The sequence below is a fragment of the Salmonella sp. A1325 genome (assembly GCF_056991255.1).
In genome coordinates, this window is sequence record NZ_JAMLWO010000011.1 from 123,834 (window position 1) to 144,505 (window position 20,672).

At 53.7% G+C, this 20,672-nt stretch carries 21 protein-coding genes; 13 read left to right on the top strand and 8 right to left on the bottom strand.

Going from position 1 to position 20,672, the window contains the following annotated elements; genetic code table 11:
* Positions 1-81: 81 nt before the first annotated feature.
* From fdnG to fdhE, 4 genes are read left to right on the top strand one after another with little or no spacing between them, the layout of a single operon-like run.
* The gene (gene fdnG / locus NAZ64_RS18985) at positions 82-3,132 is read left to right on the top strand and encodes a formate dehydrogenase-N subunit alpha (RefSeq protein WP_077248424.1); all 3,051 of its coding nucleotides are present in this window, start codon (positions 82-84) and stop codon (positions 3,130-3,132) included.
* Positions 3,133-3,144: 12 nt separating this feature from the next.
* Entirely contained in the window at positions 3,145-4,047 is a 903-nt protein-coding gene (gene fdxH / locus NAZ64_RS18990; protein WP_000331361.1) for a formate dehydrogenase subunit beta, read from the top strand.
* Complete coding sequence (gene fdoI / locus NAZ64_RS18995) at positions 4,044-4,679, top strand: formate dehydrogenase cytochrome b556 subunit (RefSeq protein ID WP_000829025.1); 636 nt, start codon at positions 4,044-4,046, stop codon at positions 4,677-4,679. Before fdxH ends, fdoI begins: the two co-directional genes overlap by 4 nt.
* Positions 4,676-5,605: a formate dehydrogenase accessory protein FdhE gene (gene fdhE / locus NAZ64_RS19000; protein ID WP_000027730.1), complete on the top strand. Its 930-nt coding sequence runs from the start codon at positions 4,676-4,678 to the stop codon at positions 5,603-5,605. The genes fdoI and fdhE overlap by 4 nt, the downstream gene beginning before the upstream one ends.
* A gap of 46 nt (positions 5,606-5,651) precedes the next feature.
* Here the strand turns inward: fdhE and NAZ64_RS19005 are convergent, their stop codons facing one another.
* Together NAZ64_RS19005 and NAZ64_RS19010 are read right to left on the bottom strand one after the other, a co-directional pair.
* Complete coding sequence (locus NAZ64_RS19005; protein ID WP_000362050.1) at positions 5,652-5,942, bottom strand: helix-turn-helix domain-containing protein; 291 nt, start codon at positions 5,940-5,942, stop codon at positions 5,652-5,654.
* Complete coding sequence (locus NAZ64_RS19010; protein WP_001159630.1) at positions 5,943-6,254, bottom strand: cytotoxic translational repressor of toxin-antitoxin stability system; 312 nt, start codon at positions 6,252-6,254, stop codon at positions 5,943-5,945.
* A gap of 217 nt (positions 6,255-6,471) precedes the next feature.
* Here NAZ64_RS19010 and NAZ64_RS19015 point away from each other — a divergent pair, with 217 nt between their 5' ends.
* The 3 genes from NAZ64_RS19015 to NAZ64_RS19025 all read left to right on the top strand — a co-directional run bounded on the left by NAZ64_RS19015 (position 6,472) and on the right by NAZ64_RS19025 (position 8,241).
* Positions 6,472-7,401, top strand: coding sequence for an alpha/beta hydrolase (locus NAZ64_RS19015; RefSeq protein WP_023181423.1), 930 nt, complete (start codon positions 6,472-6,474; stop codon positions 7,399-7,401).
* A gap of 85 nt (positions 7,402-7,486) precedes the next feature.
* Positions 7,487-7,798, top strand: coding sequence for a type II toxin-antitoxin system HigB family toxin (locus NAZ64_RS19020; RefSeq protein ID WP_000558166.1), 312 nt, complete (start codon positions 7,487-7,489; stop codon positions 7,796-7,798).
* Positions 7,795-8,241 (top strand): helix-turn-helix domain-containing protein, encoded by a 447-nt coding sequence (locus NAZ64_RS19025; RefSeq protein ID WP_001259011.1) that lies wholly within the window; start codon positions 7,795-7,797, stop codon positions 8,239-8,241. The genes NAZ64_RS19020 and NAZ64_RS19025 overlap by 4 nt, the downstream gene beginning before the upstream one ends.
* 14 nt (positions 8,242-8,255) lie before the next feature.
* On the opposite strand, the gene fabY is transcribed toward NAZ64_RS19025, so the two are convergent.
* The 6 genes from fabY to NAZ64_RS19055 all read right to left on the bottom strand — a co-directional run bounded on the left by fabY (position 8,256) and on the right by NAZ64_RS19055 (position 13,065).
* A complete protein-coding gene (fabY, locus tag NAZ64_RS19030; RefSeq protein ID WP_001518251.1) occupies positions 8,256-9,197 on the bottom strand; it encodes a fatty acid biosynthesis protein FabY in 942 nt (313 codons plus the stop codon).
* 44 nt (positions 9,198-9,241) lie between these two features.
* Positions 9,242-9,679, bottom strand: a complete 438-nt coding sequence (dtd, locus tag NAZ64_RS19035; RefSeq protein ID WP_000560969.1) for a D-aminoacyl-tRNA deacylase — start codon at positions 9,677-9,679, stop codon at positions 9,242-9,244.
* Complete coding sequence (locus NAZ64_RS19040; protein ID WP_000921423.1) at positions 9,676-10,548, bottom strand: virulence factor BrkB family protein; 873 nt, start codon at positions 10,546-10,548, stop codon at positions 9,676-9,678. Before NAZ64_RS19040 ends, dtd begins: the two co-directional genes overlap by 4 nt.
* On the bottom strand, positions 10,542-11,141 hold the full coding sequence (gene yihX / locus NAZ64_RS19045; protein WP_115286667.1) for a glucose-1-phosphatase: 600 nt from the start codon (positions 11,139-11,141) through the stop codon (positions 10,542-10,544). Before yihX ends, NAZ64_RS19040 begins: the two co-directional genes overlap by 7 nt.
* A 190-nt stretch (positions 11,142-11,331) precedes the next feature.
* Positions 11,332-12,135 carry a DeoR/GlpR family DNA-binding transcription regulator gene (locus tag NAZ64_RS19050; RefSeq protein WP_000059693.1) on the bottom strand — a complete coding sequence of 268 codons (804 nt, stop codon included), beginning with the start codon at positions 12,133-12,135 and terminating at the stop codon, positions 11,332-11,334.
* Between the two features lie 33 nt (positions 12,136-12,168).
* Positions 12,169-13,065, bottom strand: a complete 897-nt coding sequence (locus tag NAZ64_RS19055) for a sugar kinase (RefSeq protein ID WP_001520529.1) — start codon at positions 13,063-13,065, stop codon at positions 12,169-12,171.
* Positions 13,066-13,229: 164 nt separating this feature from the next.
* On the opposite strand from NAZ64_RS19055, the gene yihU reads away from it, so the two are divergent.
* The 6 genes from yihU to NAZ64_RS19085 are packed head-to-tail and all read left to right on the top strand — an operon-like array spanning position 13,230 to position 20,653.
* Complete coding sequence (gene yihU, locus NAZ64_RS19060; protein ID WP_220569510.1) at positions 13,230-14,126, top strand: sulfolactaldehyde 3-reductase; 897 nt, start codon at positions 13,230-13,232, stop codon at positions 14,124-14,126.
* Between the two features lie 22 nt (positions 14,127-14,148).
* Positions 14,149-15,027, top strand: coding sequence for a sulfofructosephosphate aldolase (yihT, locus tag NAZ64_RS19065; protein WP_001067413.1), 879 nt, complete (start codon positions 14,149-14,151; stop codon positions 15,025-15,027).
* A 15-nt stretch (positions 15,028-15,042) separates the two neighbouring features.
* A complete protein-coding gene (gene yihS, locus NAZ64_RS19070; protein ID WP_000870942.1) occupies positions 15,043-16,284 on the top strand; it encodes a sulfoquinovose isomerase in 1,242 nt (413 codons plus the stop codon).
* 3 nt (positions 16,285-16,287) lie between these two features.
* Positions 16,288-17,145 (top strand): aldose-1-epimerase, encoded by an 858-nt coding sequence (locus NAZ64_RS19075; protein ID WP_220569511.1) that lies wholly within the window; start codon positions 16,288-16,290, stop codon positions 17,143-17,145.
* Between the two features lie 43 nt (positions 17,146-17,188).
* Positions 17,189-19,225 (top strand): alpha-glucosidase, encoded by a 2,037-nt coding sequence (locus NAZ64_RS19080; RefSeq protein ID WP_483641013.1) that lies wholly within the window; start codon positions 17,189-17,191, stop codon positions 19,223-19,225.
* 45 nt (positions 19,226-19,270) lie between these two features.
* Positions 19,271-20,653, top strand: a complete 1,383-nt coding sequence (locus tag NAZ64_RS19085; protein WP_000084245.1) for an MFS transporter — start codon at positions 19,271-19,273, stop codon at positions 20,651-20,653.
* Positions 20,654-20,672: the final 19 nt, after the last annotated feature.

Consider the following 20,672-nt stretch of genomic DNA (forward strand, 5'->3'; position numbering starts at 1 on the left):
GAAAAATAACAACCACTCCCTGAGCGTTTCGGATAGAGAAATGTGAAAGAGAAGTGACAATGTCGAAACAAGGAGCAAACCATGCAGGTCAGCAGAAGGCAGTTCTTTAAGATCTGCGCTGGCGGTATGGCAGGCACCACGGCGGCGGCACTGGGCTTCGCGCCCGGCGTAGCGCTAGCGGAAACACGGCAATATAAACTGCTGCGCACCCGCGAAACCCGTAACACCTGCACCTACTGTTCCGTTGGCTGCGGGCTGTTGATGTACAGCCTCGGCGACGGTGCGAAAAACGCCAAAGCATCTATTTTCCATATCGAAGGGGACCCGGATCATCCGGTAAGCCGTGGCGCGCTGTGCCCGAAAGGGGCCGGTCTGGTGGACTTTATCCACTCTGAAAGCCGCCTGAAATTCCCGCAATACCGCGCGCCGGGTTCAGATAAGTGGCAACAAATCAGTTGGGAAGAAGCGTTTGACCGCATCGCTAAACTGATGAAGGAAGATCGCGACGCCAACTATCAGGCGCAGAACGCCGAAGGCGTTACCGTTAACCGCTGGCTCACCACCGGGATGCTGTGCGCTTCCGCATCCAGTAACGAGACGGGTTATTTAACGCAAAAATTCTCCCGCGCGCTGGGTATGCTCGCGGTCGACAACCAGGCGCGTGTCTGACACGGACCAACGGTAGCAAGTCTTGCTCCAACATTTGGTCGCGGTGCGATGACCAACCACTGGGTCGACATCAAGAACGCCAACCTCGTCGTGGTGATGGGCGGTAACGCCGCAGAAGCTCACCCGGTCGGGTTCCGCTGGGCGATGGAAGCCAAAATTCACAACGGCGCGAAGCTGATTGTGATCGATCCGCGCTTTACGCGTACCGCGTCGGTGGCCGATTTCTATGCGCCAATACGCTCTGGTACTGACATTGCCTTCTTGTCAGGCGTGATGCTGTATCTGCTGACCAACGAAAAATACAACCGTGAATACACCGAGGCCTATACCAATGCCAGCCTGATCGTGCGTGAAGATTTTGGCTTCGATGATGGTCTGTTCACCGGCTACGACGCAGACAAGCGGCAGTACGATAAAACCAGTTGGCACTATGAGCTGGACGAAAACGGTTTTGCCAAACGCGATACGACACTGCAACACCCGCGCTGTGTCTGGAATCTGTTGAAACAGCATGTCTCACGCTACACGCCGGACGTGGTAGAAAATATCTGCGGTACGCCGAAAGCGGACTTCCTGAAAGTGTGCGAGTACATTGCAGAAACCAGCGCAAAAGATAAAACCGCGTCGTTCCTGTACGCGCTGGGCTGGACGCAGCATTCCATCGGCGCGCAGAACATCCGTACTATGGCGATGATCCAGCTTCTGCTCGGTAACATGGGGATGGCGGGCGGCGGCGTTAACGCCCTGCGCGGTCACTCCAATATTCAGGGACTGACCGACTTAGGACTGCTGTCGCAAAGTCTGCCGGGCTACCTGACGCTGCCGAGCGAAAAACAGACCGACCTGCAAACCTATCTGGCTGCCAATACGCCGAAGCCATTGTTGAAGGATCAGGTCAACTACTGGGGCAACTATCCGAAATTCTTCGTCTCAATGATGAAGGCCTTCTTTGGTGATAAAGCGACAGCGGAAAATAGCTGGGGCTTCGACTGGCTACCGAAGTGGGATAAAGGCTACGACGTGTTGCAGTACTTCGAGATGATGAAACAGGGTAAGGTCAACGGCTATATCTGCCAGGGCTTTAACCCGGTGGCCTCATTCCCGAACAAAAACAAAGTGGTCGCGTCGCTTTCCAAACTGAAGTACCTGGTGACTATCGATCCGCTCAACACCGAAACGTCCACCTTCTGGCAAAACCACGGTGAGTCGAACGACGTTGATCCCGCAAAAATCCAGACCGAAGTGTTCCGTCTGCCTTCCACCTGTTTTGCCGAGGAAAATGGTTCCATCGTTAACTCCGGTCGCTGGTTACAGTGGCACTGGAAGGGCGCGGACGCCCCGGGAATTGCCATGACCGACGGCGAAATCCTCGCCGGTATCTTCTTACGCCTGCGTAAGATGTACTCTGAACAGGGCGGCGCCAACCCGGAACAGGTTTTGAATATGACCTGGAACTACACCAAACCATACGAACCCGCCTCTGAAGAAGTGGCGATGGAAAGTAATGGTAAAGCGCTGGCCGATCTTATCGACCCGGCAACCGGCGCGGTGGTGGTGAAAAAAGGTCAACAGCTCAGTTCGTTCGCGCAACTGCGCGATGACGGTACGACGTCCAGCGGCTGCTGGATTTTCGCCGGTAGCTGGACGCCGGAAGGCAACATGATGGCGCGTCGTGATAACGCCGACCCGTCTGGTCTCGGCAACACGCTGGGCTGGGCATGGGCATGGCCACTTAACCGCCGCATCCTCTATAACCGCGCCTCCGCCGATCCGCAGGGTAATCCCTGGGACCCGAAACGTCAGCTACTGAAATGGGAAGGCGGAAAATGGGCCGGATGGGATATTCCGGACTACAGCGCCGCCGCGCCCGGCAGCGACGTCGGACCGTTTATCATGCAGCCGGAAGGGATGGGTCGCCTGTTTGCTATCGATAAGATGGCGGAAGGGCCGTTCCCGGAACACTACGAGCCGTTTGAAACGCCGCTGGGCACTAACCCGCTGCACCCGAACGTTATCTCTAACCCTGCCGCCCGTATCTTTAAAGACGATGCCGACGCGCTGGGTAAAGCGGATAAGTTCCCGTATGTCGGAACCACTTACCGTCTGACCGAGCACTTCCACTACTGGACCAAGCACGCGTTGCTTAACGCTATCGCCCAGCCGGAACAGTTTGTGGAAATTGGCGAGAAGCTGGCGAATAAGCTCGGCATCGCGCATGGCGATACCGTGAAGGTCTCCTCGAACCGCGGCTATATCAAAGCCAAAGCGGTGGTGACCAAGCGTATTCGCACGCTGAAAGCGGACGGCAAGGATATCGATACCATCGGTATTCCTATTCACTGGGGCTATGAAGGCGTGGCGAAAAAAGGCTTTATCGCCAATACGTTAACGCCTTTCGTCGGTGATGCGAACACGCAAACGCCGGAGTTTAAATCCTTCCTTGTGAACGTGGAAAAGGTGTAACGGAGACGACCTATGGCTTATCAATCGCAAGACATCATTCGTCGTTCCGCCACTAACGGTTTCACCCCCGCGCCCCAGGCGCGGGACCACCAGGAAGAGGTGGCGAAACTCATCGACGTCACCACCTGTATCGGCTGTAAAGCGTGTCAGGTGGCGTGCTCCGAGTGGAACGACATCCGTGATGAAGTGGGCAATAACGTCGGGGTGTATGACAACCCGGCGGACTTAACCGCGAAATCCTGGACGGTGATGCGCTTCTCGGAAGTGGAACAGAACGACAAACTGGAGTGGCTGATCCGTAAGGATGGCTGTATGCACTGCGCCGATCCCGGCTGCCTGAAGGCCTGTCCGGCGGAAGGGGCGATCATTCAGTATGCTAACGGTATTGTCGACTTCCAGTCCGAGCAGTGTATCGGCTGCGGCTACTGTATCGCTGGCTGCCCGTTCAACGTGCCGCGCCTTAACCCGGAAGACAACCGCGTCTATAAATGTACGCTGTGCGTCGACCGCGTGACCGTGGGGCAAGAACCGGCCTGCGTGAAGACCTGTCCAACCGGCGCCATTCATTTTGGCTCGAAAGAGGATATGAAAACGCTGGCGGGCGAGCGGGTGGCGGAACTAAAAACCCGTGGTTATGACAACGCGGGTCTGTACGATCCGGCGGGCGTAGGCGGTACGCATGTCATGTACGTGCTGCATCATGCCGACAAGCCGAATCTGTATCACGGTCTGCCGGAGAACCCGGAAATCAGCGAAACCGTTAAGTTCTGGAAAGGCGTCTGGAAACCGCTCGCCGCGTTCGGTTTTGCCGCGACCTTTGCCGCCAGCGTCTTCCACTATGTCGGCGTCGGCCCGAACCGTGCGGAAGAGGAAGATGACAACCTGCATGAAGAGAAAGACGAGGTGCGCAAATGAAACGACGTGACACCATCGTGCGCTATACGGCGCCGGAACGCATCAACCACTGGATCGTCGCCTTCTGCTTCGTGCTGGCGGCGGTGAGCGGGCTGGGCTTTTTATTCCCATCCTTCAACTGGTTGATGCATATCCTGGGCACCCCACAACTGGCGCGAATTCTGCACCCGTTTGTGGGCGTGGTTATGTTTGCCTCGTTCATCATCATGTTTTTCCGTTATTGGCACCACAATCTAATCAATCGGGATGATATCTTTTGGGCGAAGAATATTCGTAAGATCGTCGTCAACGAGGAAGTGGGTGACACCGGGCGTTATAACTTCGGTCAGAAATGCGTATTCTGGGCGGCGATTATCTTCCTGGTGCTGCTGCTGGTAAGCGGGGTAATTATCTGGCGTCCGTACTTTGCGCCTGCTTTCTCAATCCCGGTGATCCGATTCGCGTTAATGTTGCATTCTTTTGCCGCAGTAGCGTTAATTGTGGTTATCATGGTGCATATCTACGCCGCCCTTTGGGTGAAAGGCACCATTACCGCGATGGTGGAAGGCTGGGTAACCCGGTCGTGGGCGAAGAAACATCACCCGCGCTGGTACCGAGAAGTCCGCAAGACAACGGAAAAAGAAACTGAATGAGTATTCGCATAATCCCGCAAGATGAGCTGGGGTCGAGCGAGAAACGTACGGCGGATATGATTCCGCCGTTATTGTTCCCCCGACTCAAAAACGTCTACAACCGCCGCGCCGAACGTCTGCGCGAGCTGGCTGAAAATAACCCGCTGGGCGATTACCTGCGCTTTGCCGCGCTTATCGCGCACGCGCAGGAAGTGGTGCTGTACGACCATCCGCTGGAGATGGATCTGACCGCACGTATTAAAGAAGCGAACGACCAGGGCAAGCCGCCGCTGGATATCCACGTGCTGCCGCGTGATAAGCACTGGCAAAAACTGCTGCATTCGTTAATTGCCGAGCTAAAACCCGAGATGAGCGGCCCCGCGCTGGCGGTGATCGAGAACCTGGAGAAAGCCTCAGAGCAGGAGCTGGAGCAGATGGCCAGCGCGCTGTTTGCCTCGGATTTTGCCTCCGTCAGCAGCGATAAAGCCCCGTTTATCTGGGCCGCGCTCTCCCTTTACTGGGCGCAAATGGCCAGCTTGATTCCAGGCAAAGCCCGCGCGGAATACGGTGAAGCGCGCCAGTATTGCCCGGTGTGCGGTTCGATGCCGGTCTCCAGCATGGTGCAGATCGGCACCACGCAGGGGCTGCGTTATCTGCACTGTAACCTGTGCGAAACCGAATGGCATGTCGTGCGCGTAAAATGCAGTAACTGCGAACAGAGCCGTGACTTACACTACTGGTCGCTGGAAAATGAGCAGGCTGCGGTGAAAGCCGAAAGCTGCGGCGATTGCGGGACTTACCTGAAGATTCTCTATCAGGAAAAAGACCCGAAAGTGGAAGCCGTGGCCGACGACCTCGCCTCGCTGGTGCTGGACGCGCGCATGGAACAGGAGGGCTTCGCCCGCAGTTCCATCAACCCGTTCCTGTTCCCGGGGGAAGGGGAATAAGTTCTCTGGTATACCGGCTAGCAATCTACGTTAGCCGGATCATTGCTCAATAACGCAATGCTTGTATAACGTTTCTCGGGTCGTTGGCAATGGCGCGAAGTAACGCTTTGGCTGGCCCTGTCGGTGAACGTCTTCCTTGCTCCCAGTTGCGCAGCGTATCCACGTTGACCGAAATCAGTTCTGCAAACTTAGATTGCGACAACCCAGATGCCTGCCGTATTTCTTTAATCTTCATTGCATCAATATGAAAGGTACGAGAAGGCTCACGGGTCCCTTCAATGATTTCATTCATTTGAGACATACTTTGAGTTAATCGCTCAAATAACACTTTATCCATCTACCACCTCTCATTCAGCATACGAAGCACCGCTTTTTCCTGCGGCGTGAGATCATCTTTAATGCCTTTTTGATAAATCAGAAGCAAGCGAATCTCATACCGTTGACTACGGTGAAAATAGATAATTCGCACGCCACTACGCTTTCCTTTGCCTCGCGCTCCCCAGCGCATTTTTCTCAGGCCGCCCGTTTCCTGAATGACATCACCACAATCTGGATGCTGAGCCATAAAAACCTGAAGCTTATGGTATTCATCATCATCGAGCAGTTTTTTAACATCTTCAGTAAAGAGTTCCGTTTCTATAAATTGCATATTCCATACGCCATTGGCTTATAGTAGTGAAAATAATCTATACGTCAATGGCGTATAGCATCATCATTTCACAGTACAAAAATTAAAAACCCAGCGCCAACCGCATTCCATTTTTTGCGAACCTCTATCCAGAATCATCATCCCCTCGTTTCACCACTTTCCATCCCCAACGAACCAGGTTATAAACTGTACATATATACAGTCAAAGGAGCGTTATATGCCACTGGAAAAAGGAATTGCCGAACTGGTCGCTGGGTTTATCGCCGCGGGCCGCCCCTCTTCACGAGAGCAGAATATTGATGACCGGAGAGCGGGCTATATTGCCAGCACGACGCTGGCGGGTGAGAAAGAAATTCGGGTGAGTTCGGAAGATATCGTGCTGGAAGGGATGACATTTCGCGTCGTTTCGCCGCCAAACGCATCCGGTTCTCTACCCTGTATCCTCTACTATCACGGCGGCTGTTTTGTTAGCGGCGGCTTTCTGACTCATGACCCCCAGCTACGGCAACTGGCCTGGAAAAGCGGCTGTAAGGTGATTGCCATTCAGTATCGCCTTGCGCCAGAGCACACCTTCCCTGCGGCTCATGACGACGCTGAACGCGGGGCCAATATCGTCCATCAATACGCGGAGCAGTTAGGCATCGATCGTGAACGTATCACGCTTGCTGGCGACAGCGCAGGCGGGCACCTGGCATTGGTCAGCGCGCTACGCCTGAAATCCACCGCCCACTGGTCTCCGGCGAAGCTGCTGTTGATCTACCCGATGCTTGACGCTACTGCCAGTTTCCCCAGCTATGCCAGCAACGGGCAAGACTACATCATCACCCGCGATACGCTGTTATCGGGTTTCGAAATGTATCTCCAGGATACCGACCTCCGCCACCCGGAAGCCAGTCCGATATGGCGTGAAGATTTTGCCGGTTTACCGCCGGTGCATATCCTCACCGCAGAGTTCGACCCACTGCGTGATGAAGGCGAAGCGCTATATCACCGTCTGAACGACCAGGGCGTGGCGTGTACTTGCCAGCGCTATCTCGGTGTCATCCATGGCTTTTTCCAGCTCGGAGGCGTGAGCCAGGCGGCACGAAGCGCCATGCGAGATGTGGCCTGGCGTGTTGTAAGTCCATCAACAGGCAAAATGACCTAAAATTCAATTTTGTTTTCAACTTGAAAACTGGATAACGTTGCGCTAAATTGTTTTCAGGTTGAAAACTTTGTAATGGAACTACATTGTGCATGTTATCAGCCGAAAACCGTTCAATGAAGCGATGCTCATGTATCCAAACCATGAGCTTGCTCTCACTGAGTTGCTGAATGTTCTGGAGAAAAAAACATTCACTCAGCCTGAAGAGATGAAGCGGTATATTCCTTCACTGGATAATTTTAAGTACAGAGATAAATGGTGGGTGATTGATGTTTCTGGTAACAGCCTGAGACTCATTTCCTACATAGATTTCAGGTTACATAAGATATTTGTGAAACATATCGTTTCCCATGCCGAATATGACAAACTGACCGCATATTATCGGGGTAATAAAGAATGAGAACTCATCGTCAGATGGATGCAACCAGCGCAAAAAAGATCGTTGATACCTTCAGCGATGCGGTAAAAACCGTCCCACTGATGGGGGAAGACCGAAATGACAATGAGTATCGCAGGGCACTAGCGCTAGTGGAGTTTCTGGTCGACCACGACGATCTTGAAAATCCACTATTTGAATTACTCTGTGCCCGAATCAGTGAATACGAAAAACATGCGCCGGAATTCAAAGCACTCAACCAACACCTGGAGAAAACGCCCCCTGGCGTTTCAGTATTGCGAACGCTCATGGATCAATACGGTCTCAAAGCAGCAGATCTTGCCAACGAACTTGGTTCTAAATCGAACGTCAGCAACATCTTAAATGGCCGCAGAGCACTAACGGTTAATCATATTAAAGCGCTTACACAACGCTTTAAACTACCAGCGGATGCCTTCATCGAGTAGTTGGATATGTCCAGCTACTCCTCCTCATTCCCGCCCTCTTCATACGGGCCGAACGGTTTCGCAGGTAGTACGATATAAATGCCTTCGAAAATTGCCCCAGCGGTCTCGCCGCCCAACAGTTCAACCTGCAACTGGACACGCGCTTTTTTACCCCGCGCCAGCCTGTCCAAATCACCGCTTAGCGACCCCAAATCAGCCACGGCGTTTGGCTTTCCGCTAATCGGTTTACTGTAGCGAATATGGGCGTCAGCAAGAATAATCGTCCCGCCCAGGTGGCGTTCACGGAGCATCAGCCAGATAAGTCCCCATCCGGTCAGCGTCGCCAGGGAGAACAGGCTGCCGGCAAACACCGTGTGATGCGGATTTTGATTACCGGTTTCCGGCATCGTGGTGATAAATTTTTGCCCGGTGTACTGCTGAATGCGCACCCCCATCTTTTCGCTCAATGGAATGTGCTCATACCAGGCCTGCTGAAGCTGCCCGCACCAGTCACCGCGATGCAGGATATCATCCAGCGATGCTACCGGTTTAATCATCAAAAAATGGCGGATTGGCGTGGTTGTGGGCGTAGTAATCTCCCCCTGATTGACAAATCCGAGTTTGGCAAAGAACTCAACCGCATCTTCGCGCGCGCTGCAGGTGACGCGCTTAACGCCTTCCTGGCGGGCGACAGACTCCAGAGTCATCGCCATTAATGTCCCCAGTCCTTTATCCTGTACCGAGGGATGTACAGCCATAAAACGGATAGACGCCTCGTTATCTGCATTGATATACAGGCGGCCCACTGCAACTAAATTTCCTTCTTCGTCCACCACCATTTGATGGTGCGCCAACGCATCCCAGCCATCCCGTTCCGACCCTTTCGGCTGGTGCAGCGGTTTACGCAGCATCTCCCAGCGAAACTGGTAGTAACGTTCTAATTCTTCTTCTGTTTGCGGAACTCGAAGGTGATACATAGCCGTACTCTCTCTTGTTATCCGCGGCCACGCCGGAAGCTGACTCATACCTGGAGCCAGAATGTCACGGGACCGTCATTAACCAGCTCAACCTGCATATCGGCAGCGAAGCGTCCGGTTTGCGTGTTTATCGCCTGCTGGCGGCAGCGTTCGACAAAATATTCATAAAGCGCCTGCGCGCGATCCGGCGCAGCCCCGCCGGAAAAACTTGGTCGCATACCGCGCTCGGTATCTGCCGCCAGCGTAAACTGCGACACCACCAGCACGCTGCCGCCAGCCTGTTGTACATTCAGATTCATCTTGCCGTCAGCATCGCTGAAGATACGGTATCCCAGCACGCGCTCGCACAGACGATTCGCTTTTTGTTCGTCATCTTCTTTTTCGACACCCAATAACACCAAAAGTCCTGGGCCGATTTCACCCGTCACCTCGTCCTCCACGGTGACGCTGGCACGGGTTACGCGTTGAATTAATGCAATCATGGTTGGTCAGCTTCTTCTTGTTCTGCGGCTTGTTTGAGTTTTCGGTATTCCCCGAGAGTGACAGTTATTTCTGCGCCAAGCAAGACTATACACCAGGTCCAGTATACCCAGACAAACAGGATAGGGATCACTGCCAGCACGCCATAAATGAGCTGATATGACGGGAACATGGTGATATAAAGCGCGAAACCTTTCTTTCCGGCCTCGAACAGCAACGCTGCGACAAACGCGCCGACAAGGGCGTCACGGTTCGGTACGCGAGTTGTTGGGACAATACTGTAAAGTAACCAGAATGAGATCCACGAGAGCAGCAGCGGAAGGATGCGCAATACATTGTCGATGACCGTATTCAGATCGCTGGCCCAGCGTAAAGAAAGCAGGTAGGAGCTGATTGCCAGGCTGGCGCCAGCGAGAAGCGGGCCGAGCGTGAGGATCATCCAGTACACCGCAAAAGAGTACACTTTTGGCCGTGTGCGTTTGCTGCGCCAGATAGTGTTTAAGGCGCTATCAATGGCGTACATCAACAGCAATGCCGTCACAATCAGTCCACAGGCGCCCACCGCCGTCATTTTGTTGGAGTTAGCGACAAACTGCTCAATATAGCGCTGAATCACGTCTCCGGTGGCTGGCATAAAGTTAGCAAAAATAAAATGGCGTAACTGAATGCTGACATCAGAAAACATCGGAAAAGCAGCGAAAAGGGCAAAAACGACGGCAATAAGCGGTACTAAGGAGAGTAATGAGACATAGGCGAGATTTCCCGCCAGAGTCGTCATATTATCCTCATCGATACGCTGCCATAATAGCTTGAGCCAGGCCCGAACAGGGCGCGTATGGCGTCCAGCTTTTTGGTGAACGGTTTTTAGCATAACAGCTTCGCGAAGTAGTCAGGGATGGTGGCTTTATCCTTCACCAGAATGCTGGTGATCCCCAACTGGTTGGCCCCTTCTATATTATCGGCATTGTCGTCGAAAAAGACCGCATCGGCAGCGGAAAAACCTTCTTTCTGCAGGACGTGCTGATAAATACGCGCTTCCGGCTTACGCATTCCCAAATCCTGCGATAAATAGATATGGTCGGCGGCAGCGCGCACCTCCGGGTATTCCTCCGGCCAGAAGTGGGTATGCAGTCGGTTAGTATTGGATAACACCACCACGCGATGCCCCTGCTCGCGCAGTTTATGCATGATAGCAATCACTTCGGGCCGTAATCCGACAAATACCGCCTGCCAGCCGTGCGAGAATTGTTCATAACTGAGCGATAACGCCATTTCATGACAGAAAGCTTCAGCAAACGCTTCGTCCGTTATCTCACCGCGTTCATGTTGTTGAAAAGTCTCGCCCATCGTAAATTTTTGCTTCAGCGAAGCCAGCGGTACTCGACTCAGGTCGCTCCACACACCTAATACGCGGTTAAAGTCGATGTCGACAATCACATTACCTAAATCAAAGACGTAGAGCATGTCATTCTCCTTGCTAACCGGGGATGAATAACTGTAGCGGGAAAGGAGAAGTTTGACTATGTATCCCTTTATAAATCAATTAACAGAAAGACAATAGAAACGCAGACGATGTTCAATATCGCCTGCATCACAGCGCCGTTTTATTGGCCGGATAAAGCGCTGACGCGACCATCCGGCGCAAGGGCGCTTGTCACGCTGAAACGGCGTCGTCCAGCGAAGGACTCACCTGAACCACTTCGATTTGCTGGGATTGGAGTAAATTCTGTAATGCCGGACCGGGATACTCGTCCGTAAACAGAGCGGTAATCTGTGACACATTGCCGATCTCAACCGCCGCAGAAGCATGGTATTTCGTATGATCGGCGGCCAGCAGAATATGTCGCGAGTGGGCCATCATGGTTTTCACTACGCTGGCTTCGTTGACATCAAACTCCAGTAACGCGCCATCGCTCTCTATCGCGCCTACGCTGGTGACGAGATAGTCCGCCCGGAACCCCGCCACAAACGCCGCCGCGGATGGCCCGATAATGCCGCTATTATGCGGGCGCAGCGTGCCACCAGGCACCATCACTTCAAAACGAGGGTTATTATAAAGAATGTGCGCGACGCGCAGGCTATTGGTGATAATGCGCAGATGATTATGGTTGAGCAGCGCGCGCGCCACCTGCTCAACCGTCGTTCCAATCGTGATAAATATCGTGGAGCCATCCGGAATATAGTCAGCCACGGCTTCCGCAATGGCTTTTTTCTCTTGCGTCCAGGAGACCTCTCGCTGCTCAAAGGCGGTATTGACCACACTGGACGCTCTGCCGGCGCCGCCGTGATGACGCGTAATCAGCCCCTGCTCGCTTAATTTACGAATATCGCGGCGAACCGTCTGGGTAGAGACCTCCAACAAACTGGCTAACTCATCGATATTCATATAGCCGCGCTCATCAATAAGCATTAACAGCCGATCGTGTCGCGGATTACCGGTCAGTTCGGTAAGACTCATGAGCATTCCTCTAAAAGCTTCCTACTGCTCATATTATACAAAAAGTGACAAGAAAGATCGGGTTTGCTCACAATCAGGGATACCCGCCCGGCCACCCGGGCGCGTACACTTCAGCGCGGCAACGCCGCTGGCGAATCTGACAGCCTCTTCGATGGCGTATCCGCTTGCCAGGCCAAATGCCAGTGCGCCATGAAAAACATCGCCCGCGCCGGTAGTATCCACCACCTCCACGGTAAAACCCGGTTGGTGGCGTACCGCCGCTTTTTCCAACCAGTTGCAGCCTTCACTGCCTCGCGTGACATAGACATGTCCATTTGTGAGCATTTGTGCTTTTTTTAGCGCATCAATGGCTTCGCTCATCCCCGTCAGGCGTGCCAGCCCCGGCTCGGAGAAGGCGGCGTGGTCGCTTAACGCCACCAGCTCGCTAATATCCTGCGGCGTAATATCGCCATCAAGAACAGTCATGACGCCAGCCTGACGCGCCAGCGTAAACGCCTGTTTTGCGCCGTCATGCCAGCGCACATCCGCCAACACCACATCCCACTGCGAAAAATCGATGTCGTTAAGCCAGTCGGCGTCAGGCAATAAATCCGGGCTGGGATAATTAACGATAATCCGCTCTCCTTTGGCATCCACCATAATCGCTGACTGCGACGACATGGCCTGCGTGTAGCGGCGGGTATAGCGGGTATTTACCCCCAGGGATTCCAGTTCCGCCAGCAGGCTGTTTCCGGTGTCGTCATCGCCCACACGGCCAATAAAGTCCACCTGCGCGCCCAATTTCGCCGCAGCCACGGCAGCGGTCGCCGCAGGCCCGCCGCCCACTTCCGTATAACGCTTCGCCACATATTTACCCCCTTCTGTCGGTAATCCTTCCACGTAATAGATGCGATCCATCACGGTAATACCTACACAAGCAATACGAACCATGGTCATTCCTCAAGCATTTTCGATGTGCTCATTTTAATTTCACGAAATGTTTAAAAAGTGACGGCTGTCAATTTTTTGACTATAAATTACAAATACGATCACAAACAGACAGAAAAAGGCTCATTAATGACAAAAAATGACACCACCGTGTTCAGGAGAACGATATGGCAGTTATAGCATTTATCGGGTTGGGACAGATGGGCTCCCCTATGGCGAGCAATCTGCTAAAGCAGGGCCATCAACTCAGCGTCTTCGATGTTAATCCCGACGCCGTACAGCGTCTGGTAGACAAAGGCGCGCAACCTGCAAGCAGCCCGGCTCAGGCAACCATCGGCGCTGAATTTGTTATCACCATGCTCCCGAACGACGATCTGGTTCGTTCCGTTTTGTTTGGCGAGCAAGGCGTTTGTGAAACTCTTTCCCGTGAAGCGCTGGTCATTGATATGTCCACTATTCATCCGTTGCAAACCGATAAGCTGATTGCCGACATGCAGAGCAAAGGGTTCAGCATGATGGATGTGCCGGTAGGCCGGACATCCGACAACGCGATTACCGGCACATTGTTGCTGCTGGCAGGCGGTACGACGGAGCAAGTAGAGCGCGCTACCCCTGTTCTGATGGCGATGGGTAATGAGCTGGTCAACACCGGCGGCCCGGGAATGGGTATTCGCGTAAAACTGATCAACAACTACATGAGTATTGCGCTAAATGCGCTCTCCGCCGAAGCCGCCGTGCTGTGTGAAGCGCTGGGGCTTTCCTTCGACGTGGCTTTAAAAGTGATGAGCGGCACTGCCGCAGGCAAAGGGCATTTCACCACCACCTGGCCGAATAAAGTGATGAAAGGGGATCTGTCTCCCGCCTTCATGATCGATCTGGCGCACAAAGATCTTGGCATCGCGTTGGATGTCGCCAATCAACTGCACGTACCGATGCCGCTCGGCGCCGCCTCCCGTGAAGTTTATAACCTGGCGCGGGCCGCAGGCCGCGGTCGGGAAGACTGGAGCGCCATCCTGGAACAGGTGCGCATCAGCGCCGGGCTGACCGCCAACGTAAAAAAGTAACGACTGTATAAAGGAAAATTGAATGAACAACTACACCATCAAAGACATTACGCGAGCGTCCGGCGGGTTTGCCATGCTGGCTGTCGATCAGCGCGAGGCGATGCGTTTAATGTTTGCTGCTGCTGGTGCGAAAACACCCGTTGCCGATAGCGTGCTGACGGATTTCAAAGTGAATGCGGCGAAAATTCTTTCCCCGTATGCCTCTGCCGTTCTGCTGGATCAGCAGTTCTGTTATCGCCAGGCCGTAGAACAAAACGCGGTCGCTAAAAGCTGCGCCATGATCGTCGCGGCGGATGATTTCATCCCGGGCAACGGTATTCCCGTTGATAACGTGGTCATTGATAAAAAAATTAATGCGCAGGCGGTAAAACGGGATGGCGCGAAAGCCTTAAAACTGTTGGTGCTGTGGCGCAGCGACGAAGACGCGCAGCAGCGTCTGGATATGGTCAAAGAATTCAATGAATTATGTCACTCCAATGGTTTGCTGAGCATTATCGAACCGGTTGTACGTCCGCCGCGCTGCGGCGACAAGTTCGATCGCGAGCAGGCGATTATCGATGCGGCCAAAGAGCTGGGCGACAGCGGCGCCGATCTTTACAAAGTTGAAATGCCGCTCTACGGCAAAGGCGCGCGTTCCGATCTTCTTACCGCCTCACAACGCCTGAATGGGCATATCAATATGCCGTGGGTCATCCTCTCTTCCGGTGTGGACGAAAAACTGTTCCCTCGCGCGGTCAGGGTCGCCATGGAAGCTGGCGCATCCGGGTTCCTGGCGGGACGCGCGGTCTGGTCATCAGTGATTGGTCTACCGGATACCGAGCTGATGCTACGTGATGTTTCCGCGCCTAAGTTGCAACGTCTGGGCGAGATCGTCGATGAAATGATGGCGAAACGTCGTTAATACGAGGATGAAAGAATGAAATGGTTTAACACGTTGAGCCACAACCGCTGGCTGGAGCAGGAAACCGACCGCATCTTTAATTTCGGTAAAAACGCCGTGGTGCCGACAGGCTTCGGCTGGCTGGGAAATAAAGGGCAAATTAAAGAAGAGATGGGCACCCATCTTTGGATCACGGCGCGTATGTTGCACGTTTATTCCGTGGCGGCGTCGATGGGCCGACCGGGCGCTTATGATCTGGTCGATCATGGCATCAAAGCCATGAACGGCGCGCTGCGCGACAAAAAATACGGCGGCTGGTATGCCTGCGTTAACGATCAGGGCGTGGTAGATGCCTCTAAACAGGGTTATCAACACTTCTTCGCCTTGCTGGGCGCGGCCAGCGCCGTCACGACCGGGCACCCTGAAGCCAGAAAATTGCTGGATTACACCATAGAAGTGATTGAGAAATACTTCTGGAGTGAAGAAGAGCAGATGTGCCTGGAGTCCTGGGATGAAGCCTTCAGCAAAACCGAAGACTACCGTGGCGGCAACGCCAATATGCACGCCGTCGAAGCGTTCCTGATTGTTTATGACGTTACCCATGACAAAAAATGGCTGGATCGCGCGCTGCGTATCGCGTCGGTAATTATTCATGATGTGGCGCGCAACGGTGATTACCGCGTCAATGAACACTTCGATTCACAGTGGAACCCTATCCGCGACTACAACAAAGATAATCCTGCCCACCGTTTCCGCGCCTACGGCGGTACGCCAGGTCACTGGATTGAGTGGGGCCGTCTGATGCTCCATCTCCATGCTGCGCTGGAGGCCCGCTTCGAAACGCCGCCCGCCTGGCTGTTGGAGGATGCGAAAGGTCTGTTCCATGCCACTATCCGCGACGCCTGGGCGCCAGATGGCGCAGACGGCTTTGTCTACTCAGTCGACTGGGACGGTAAACCTATCGTACGTGAACGCGTGCGCTGGCCGATTGTGGAAGCGATGGGGACAGCCTACGCCCTCTACACCCTGACGGGCGATAGCCAGTATGAAGAGTGGTATCAGAAATGGTGGGACTACTGCATTAAGTATCTGATGGACTATGAAAATGGTTCCTGGTGGCAAGAGCTGGACGCCGATAACAAAGTGACCACCAAAGTGTGGGACGGCAAGCAAGATATTTACCATCTGCTGCACTGTCTGGTCATTCCTCGTCTGCCACTGGCGCCGGGCCTGGCTCCAGCGGTCGCGGCGGGTCTCCTGGATATCAACGCGAAATAGGTCATGAGGATGACAGCCATGCACAGCGGTGGAAAAACTATTCAGCTTAATGCGGGCCATTACCAGGCGAAAATCGTCACGGTTGGCGCAGGTCTGGCGGAACTGACCCATCATGGACGCCATGTGGTCATCCCGCATAAACCGGAAGAAATACCCATGGCGCATCTGGGGAAAGTATTGATTCCCTGGCCCAATCGCGTGACAAATGGCTGCTACTCCTATAACGGCAAGGTTTTCCAGCTTGCCGTTAACGACCCGGTTTCGCAGACCGCCATTCACGGTCTGTTAGCCTGGCGAGACTGGCAGATTAATTATCAGTCGGCGACGGAAGCGTCGCTAACGATTTTTCTGCCGCCCTCTTACGGCTATCCCTTTGCGTTGATATCGGAAGTGATTTATCGGTTAGATGCCGCCAGTGGGCTGCACGTATTGATTCGTACGCAAAACATTGGCGATAAATCAGCCCCTTATGGCGCGGGCGCACATCCTTATTTGACTTGTAATCTGCAAAGCATCGATAGCTGTGTATTAACACTGCCTGCAAGCGAAGAATTGCCCGCAGGCAGGGATTTTTCCGCATCATGCCTGCTCGGCGAAACGCGCCTTGATCATGCGGTTAAGACCGCGACTACCCCGGCTGAGTGGGAGGTCAGACTTACCAGCCCAACGCAGAACATGTCTACATTTTTACGCAGCAATCAACCCTGGCTACAGATCTATACCGGCGAAAAACTCAGCCGAAAAGGTCTCGCGGTAGAGCCTATGAGCTGCCCGCCCGATGCATTTAATTCCGGGATCGCGCTGATTCATCTTGCCCCAAAAGCGATCCATCAACTGCATTTTTCCATCGGCTGTGACTAGCCCAAATGGATTATCGAATTACCCTACATTCACGGAGATTACAATGAATTCTCTACCACAACGGTCAACCGATTTTGAACTGACAACATCACAGGATGGTTTTGCGCTTAACTGGCAGCAGCGCCTGATTTTACGCCACAGCACCGAAAATCCCTGTCTGTGGATTGGCACGGGCGTTGCCGACATTGACATGTTTCGCGGCAACTTCAGCATCAAAGACAAACTTAACGAAAAGATTGCATTAACGGAGGCTACGGTCAGCGAGCTACCCGACGGCTGGCTGGTACAATTCAGCCGTGGCGCAACAATTAGCGCCACCCTTCGCATCTCCGCCGATGAGGCGGGACGCCTGACGTTGGATCTGCAAAACGACGACCTGCACCATAACCGTATCTGGTTACGCCTCGCAGCTAATCCAGACGACCATATCTACGGCTGCGGCGAACAGTTCTCTTATTTCGATTTGCGCGGCAAGCCGTTCCCGCTGTGGACCAGCGAACAGGGCGTTGGCCGTAATAAAACCAGCTATGTCACCTGGCAGGCAGACTGTAAAGAGAATGCCGGCGGCGACTATTACTGGACCTTCTTCCCGCAACCGACCTTTGTCAGCACGCAGAAGTATTACTGCCACGTCGATAATAGCTGCTATATGAATTTCGACTTCAGCGCGCCGGAGTATCACGAACTGGCGCTGTGGGAAGATAAAACTACGCTGCGTTTTGAGTGTGCCGACACCTACATCGCCCTGCTGGAAAAACTGACTGCGCTGTTAGGCCGCCAGCCGGAGCTGCCGGACTGGGTTTACGACGGCGTCACGCTAGGCATTCAGGGCGGTACGGAAGTTTGCCAGCAAAAACTGGATACCATGCGCAACGCAGGCGTAAAAGTGAACGGTATTTGGGCGCAGGACTGGTCCGGTATCCGCATGACCTCCTTTGGCAAGCGCGTGATGTGGAACTGGAAGTGGAATAGCGACAACTATCCGCAACTGGATAGCCGGATCAAACAGTGGAAAGAAGAAGGCGTCCAGTTCCTCTCTTATATCAACCCATACGTCGCCAGTGATAAAGACCTCTGCGCTGAGGCGGCGAAACACGGCTATCTGGCGAAAGACGCCACGGGCGGCGACTATCTGGTCGAGTTTGGCGAATTCTATGGCGGCGTGGTCGATCTGACCAATCCTGAAGCTTACGACTGGTTCAAAGACGTCATCAAAAAGAACATGATCGCGCTCGGCTGCAGCGGCTGGATGGCGGATTTCGGCGAATATCTGCCGACCGACACGTATCTGCACAACGGCGTCAGCGCCGAGATCATGCATAACGCCTGGCCTGCGCTGTGGGCGAAATGTAACTACGAAGCGCTACAGGAGACCGGCAAACTCGGCGAGATCCTGTTCTTTATGCGTGCGGGTTACACCGGCAGTCAGAAATATTCCACCATGATGTGGGCAGGTGACCAGAACGTTGACTGGAGCCTTGATGATGGTCTGGCCTCTGTAGTGCCTGCGGCATTGTCGCTGGCGATGACCGGCCATGGTCTGCATCACAGCGATATCGGCGGCTACACCACCCTGTTTGACATGAAACGCAGCAAAGAGTTGCTGCTGCGCTGGTGCGATTTCAGCGCCTTTACGCCGATGATGCGCCCCCATGAAGGCAACCGCCCCGGCGATAACTGGCAGTTCGACGGCGACGCGGAAACTATTGCCCACTTTGCCCGCATGACCACCGTCTTTACCACGCTGAAACCGTATCTCAAGCAGGCGGTGGCGCAAAACGCGGCTACCGGTCTGCCGGTCATGCGTCCGCTATTCCTGCACTACGAGAACGATGCCGCAACCTACACCCTGAAATACCAATATCTGCTCGGTCAGGATCTGCTGGTCGCGCCGGTTCACGAGCAGGGGTGTTGCGACTGGACGCTGTACCTGCCGGAAGATCACTGGGTGAATATCTGGACCGGCGAAGTTCACCACGGCGGTGAAATTACCGTGGATGCGCCCATTGGCAAACCGCCGGTCTTCTATCGCGCGAAGAGCGAGTGGGCTTCACTTTTTGCTTCTTTACGGAATATCTAATACGGCTCGCCCGCAGGGAAACCTGCGGGCAGATGGAGAAGAATAATGAGTCAAACATCATCGAATCCGGCAACCCTACGCTTGCCGTTTAAAGAAAAACTTGCCTATGGACTGGGGGATTTAGGTTCCAATATCCTGTTAGATATCGGGACCCTCTATTTACTCAAATTTTATACCGATGTGCTGGGTTTACCAGGGACTTACGGCGGGATCATTTTCCTGATCGCCAAATTTTTTACCGCATTTACCGATATGGGTACCGGCATTATGCTCGACTCGCGGCGTAAAATTGGTCCGAAGGGCAAATTCCGCCCGTTCGTGCTTTACGCGGCATTTCCGGTAACGCTACTGGCGATTGCTAACTTTGTCGGCACACCGTTTGAGGTGACGGGAAAAACCGTCGTCGCAACGATACTGTTTATGCTGTACGGACTGGTTTTCAGCATGATGAACTGCTCGTATGGCGCGATGGTGCCAGCGATTACCAAGAACCCGGATGAACGCGCCTCGCTTGCTGCCTGGCGCCAGGGCGGCGCCACTCTCGGCCTGCTGCTGTGTACCGTTGGCTTTGTGCCGGTCATGAACCTGATCGAAGGCAATGCCCAACTCAGCTATATTTTCGCCGCCACGCTATTTTCATTGTTTGGCCTGCTATTTATGTGGCTGTGCTACGCCGGCGTTAAAGAGCGCTACGTCGAAGTGAAACCTGTCGATAACGCGCAAAAGCCCGGATTATTGCAGTCGTTCCGCGCCATCGCCGGTAACCGTCCGCTGTTTATTCTGTGTATCGCCAACCTTTGTACTCTTGGCGCCTTCAACGTCAAACTGGCGATTCAGGTTTATTACACCCAGTACGTTCTTAACGACCCGATCCTCCTCTCCTGGATGGGCTTCTTTAGCATGGGCTGTATTTTTATCGGCGTCTTTTTGATGCCCGGCGCAGTAAGGCGTTTTGGCAAGAAGAAAGTCTATATCGGCGGGCTGTTAATATGGGTGGCGGGCGATCTGCTCAACTACTTCTTTGGCGGCGGCTCGGTCAGTTTTGTCGCCTTCTCCTGCCTGGCGTTCTTCGGTTCCGCCTTCGTCAACAGCCTGAACTGGGCGCTGGTTTCCGACACGGTGGAGTACGGTGAATGGCGCACCGGCGTCCGCTCGGAAGGGACGGTTTACACCGGCTTCACGTTCTTCCGTAAGGTCTCCCAGGCGCTGGCAGGGTTCTTCCCCGGCTGGATGCTGACGCAAATCGGTTATATCCCGAATGTGGTGCAATCGGCAGGCACCGTCGAAGGCCTACGCCAGTTGATCTTTATATATCCTTGCGTGCTGGCGGTCATCACCATTATTGCGATGGGCTGTTTCTACAACCTCAACGAGAAGATGTACGTGCGAATTGTGGAAGAGATTGAGGCCCGGAAACATACGGTTTAACAACAATAAAATATAACGC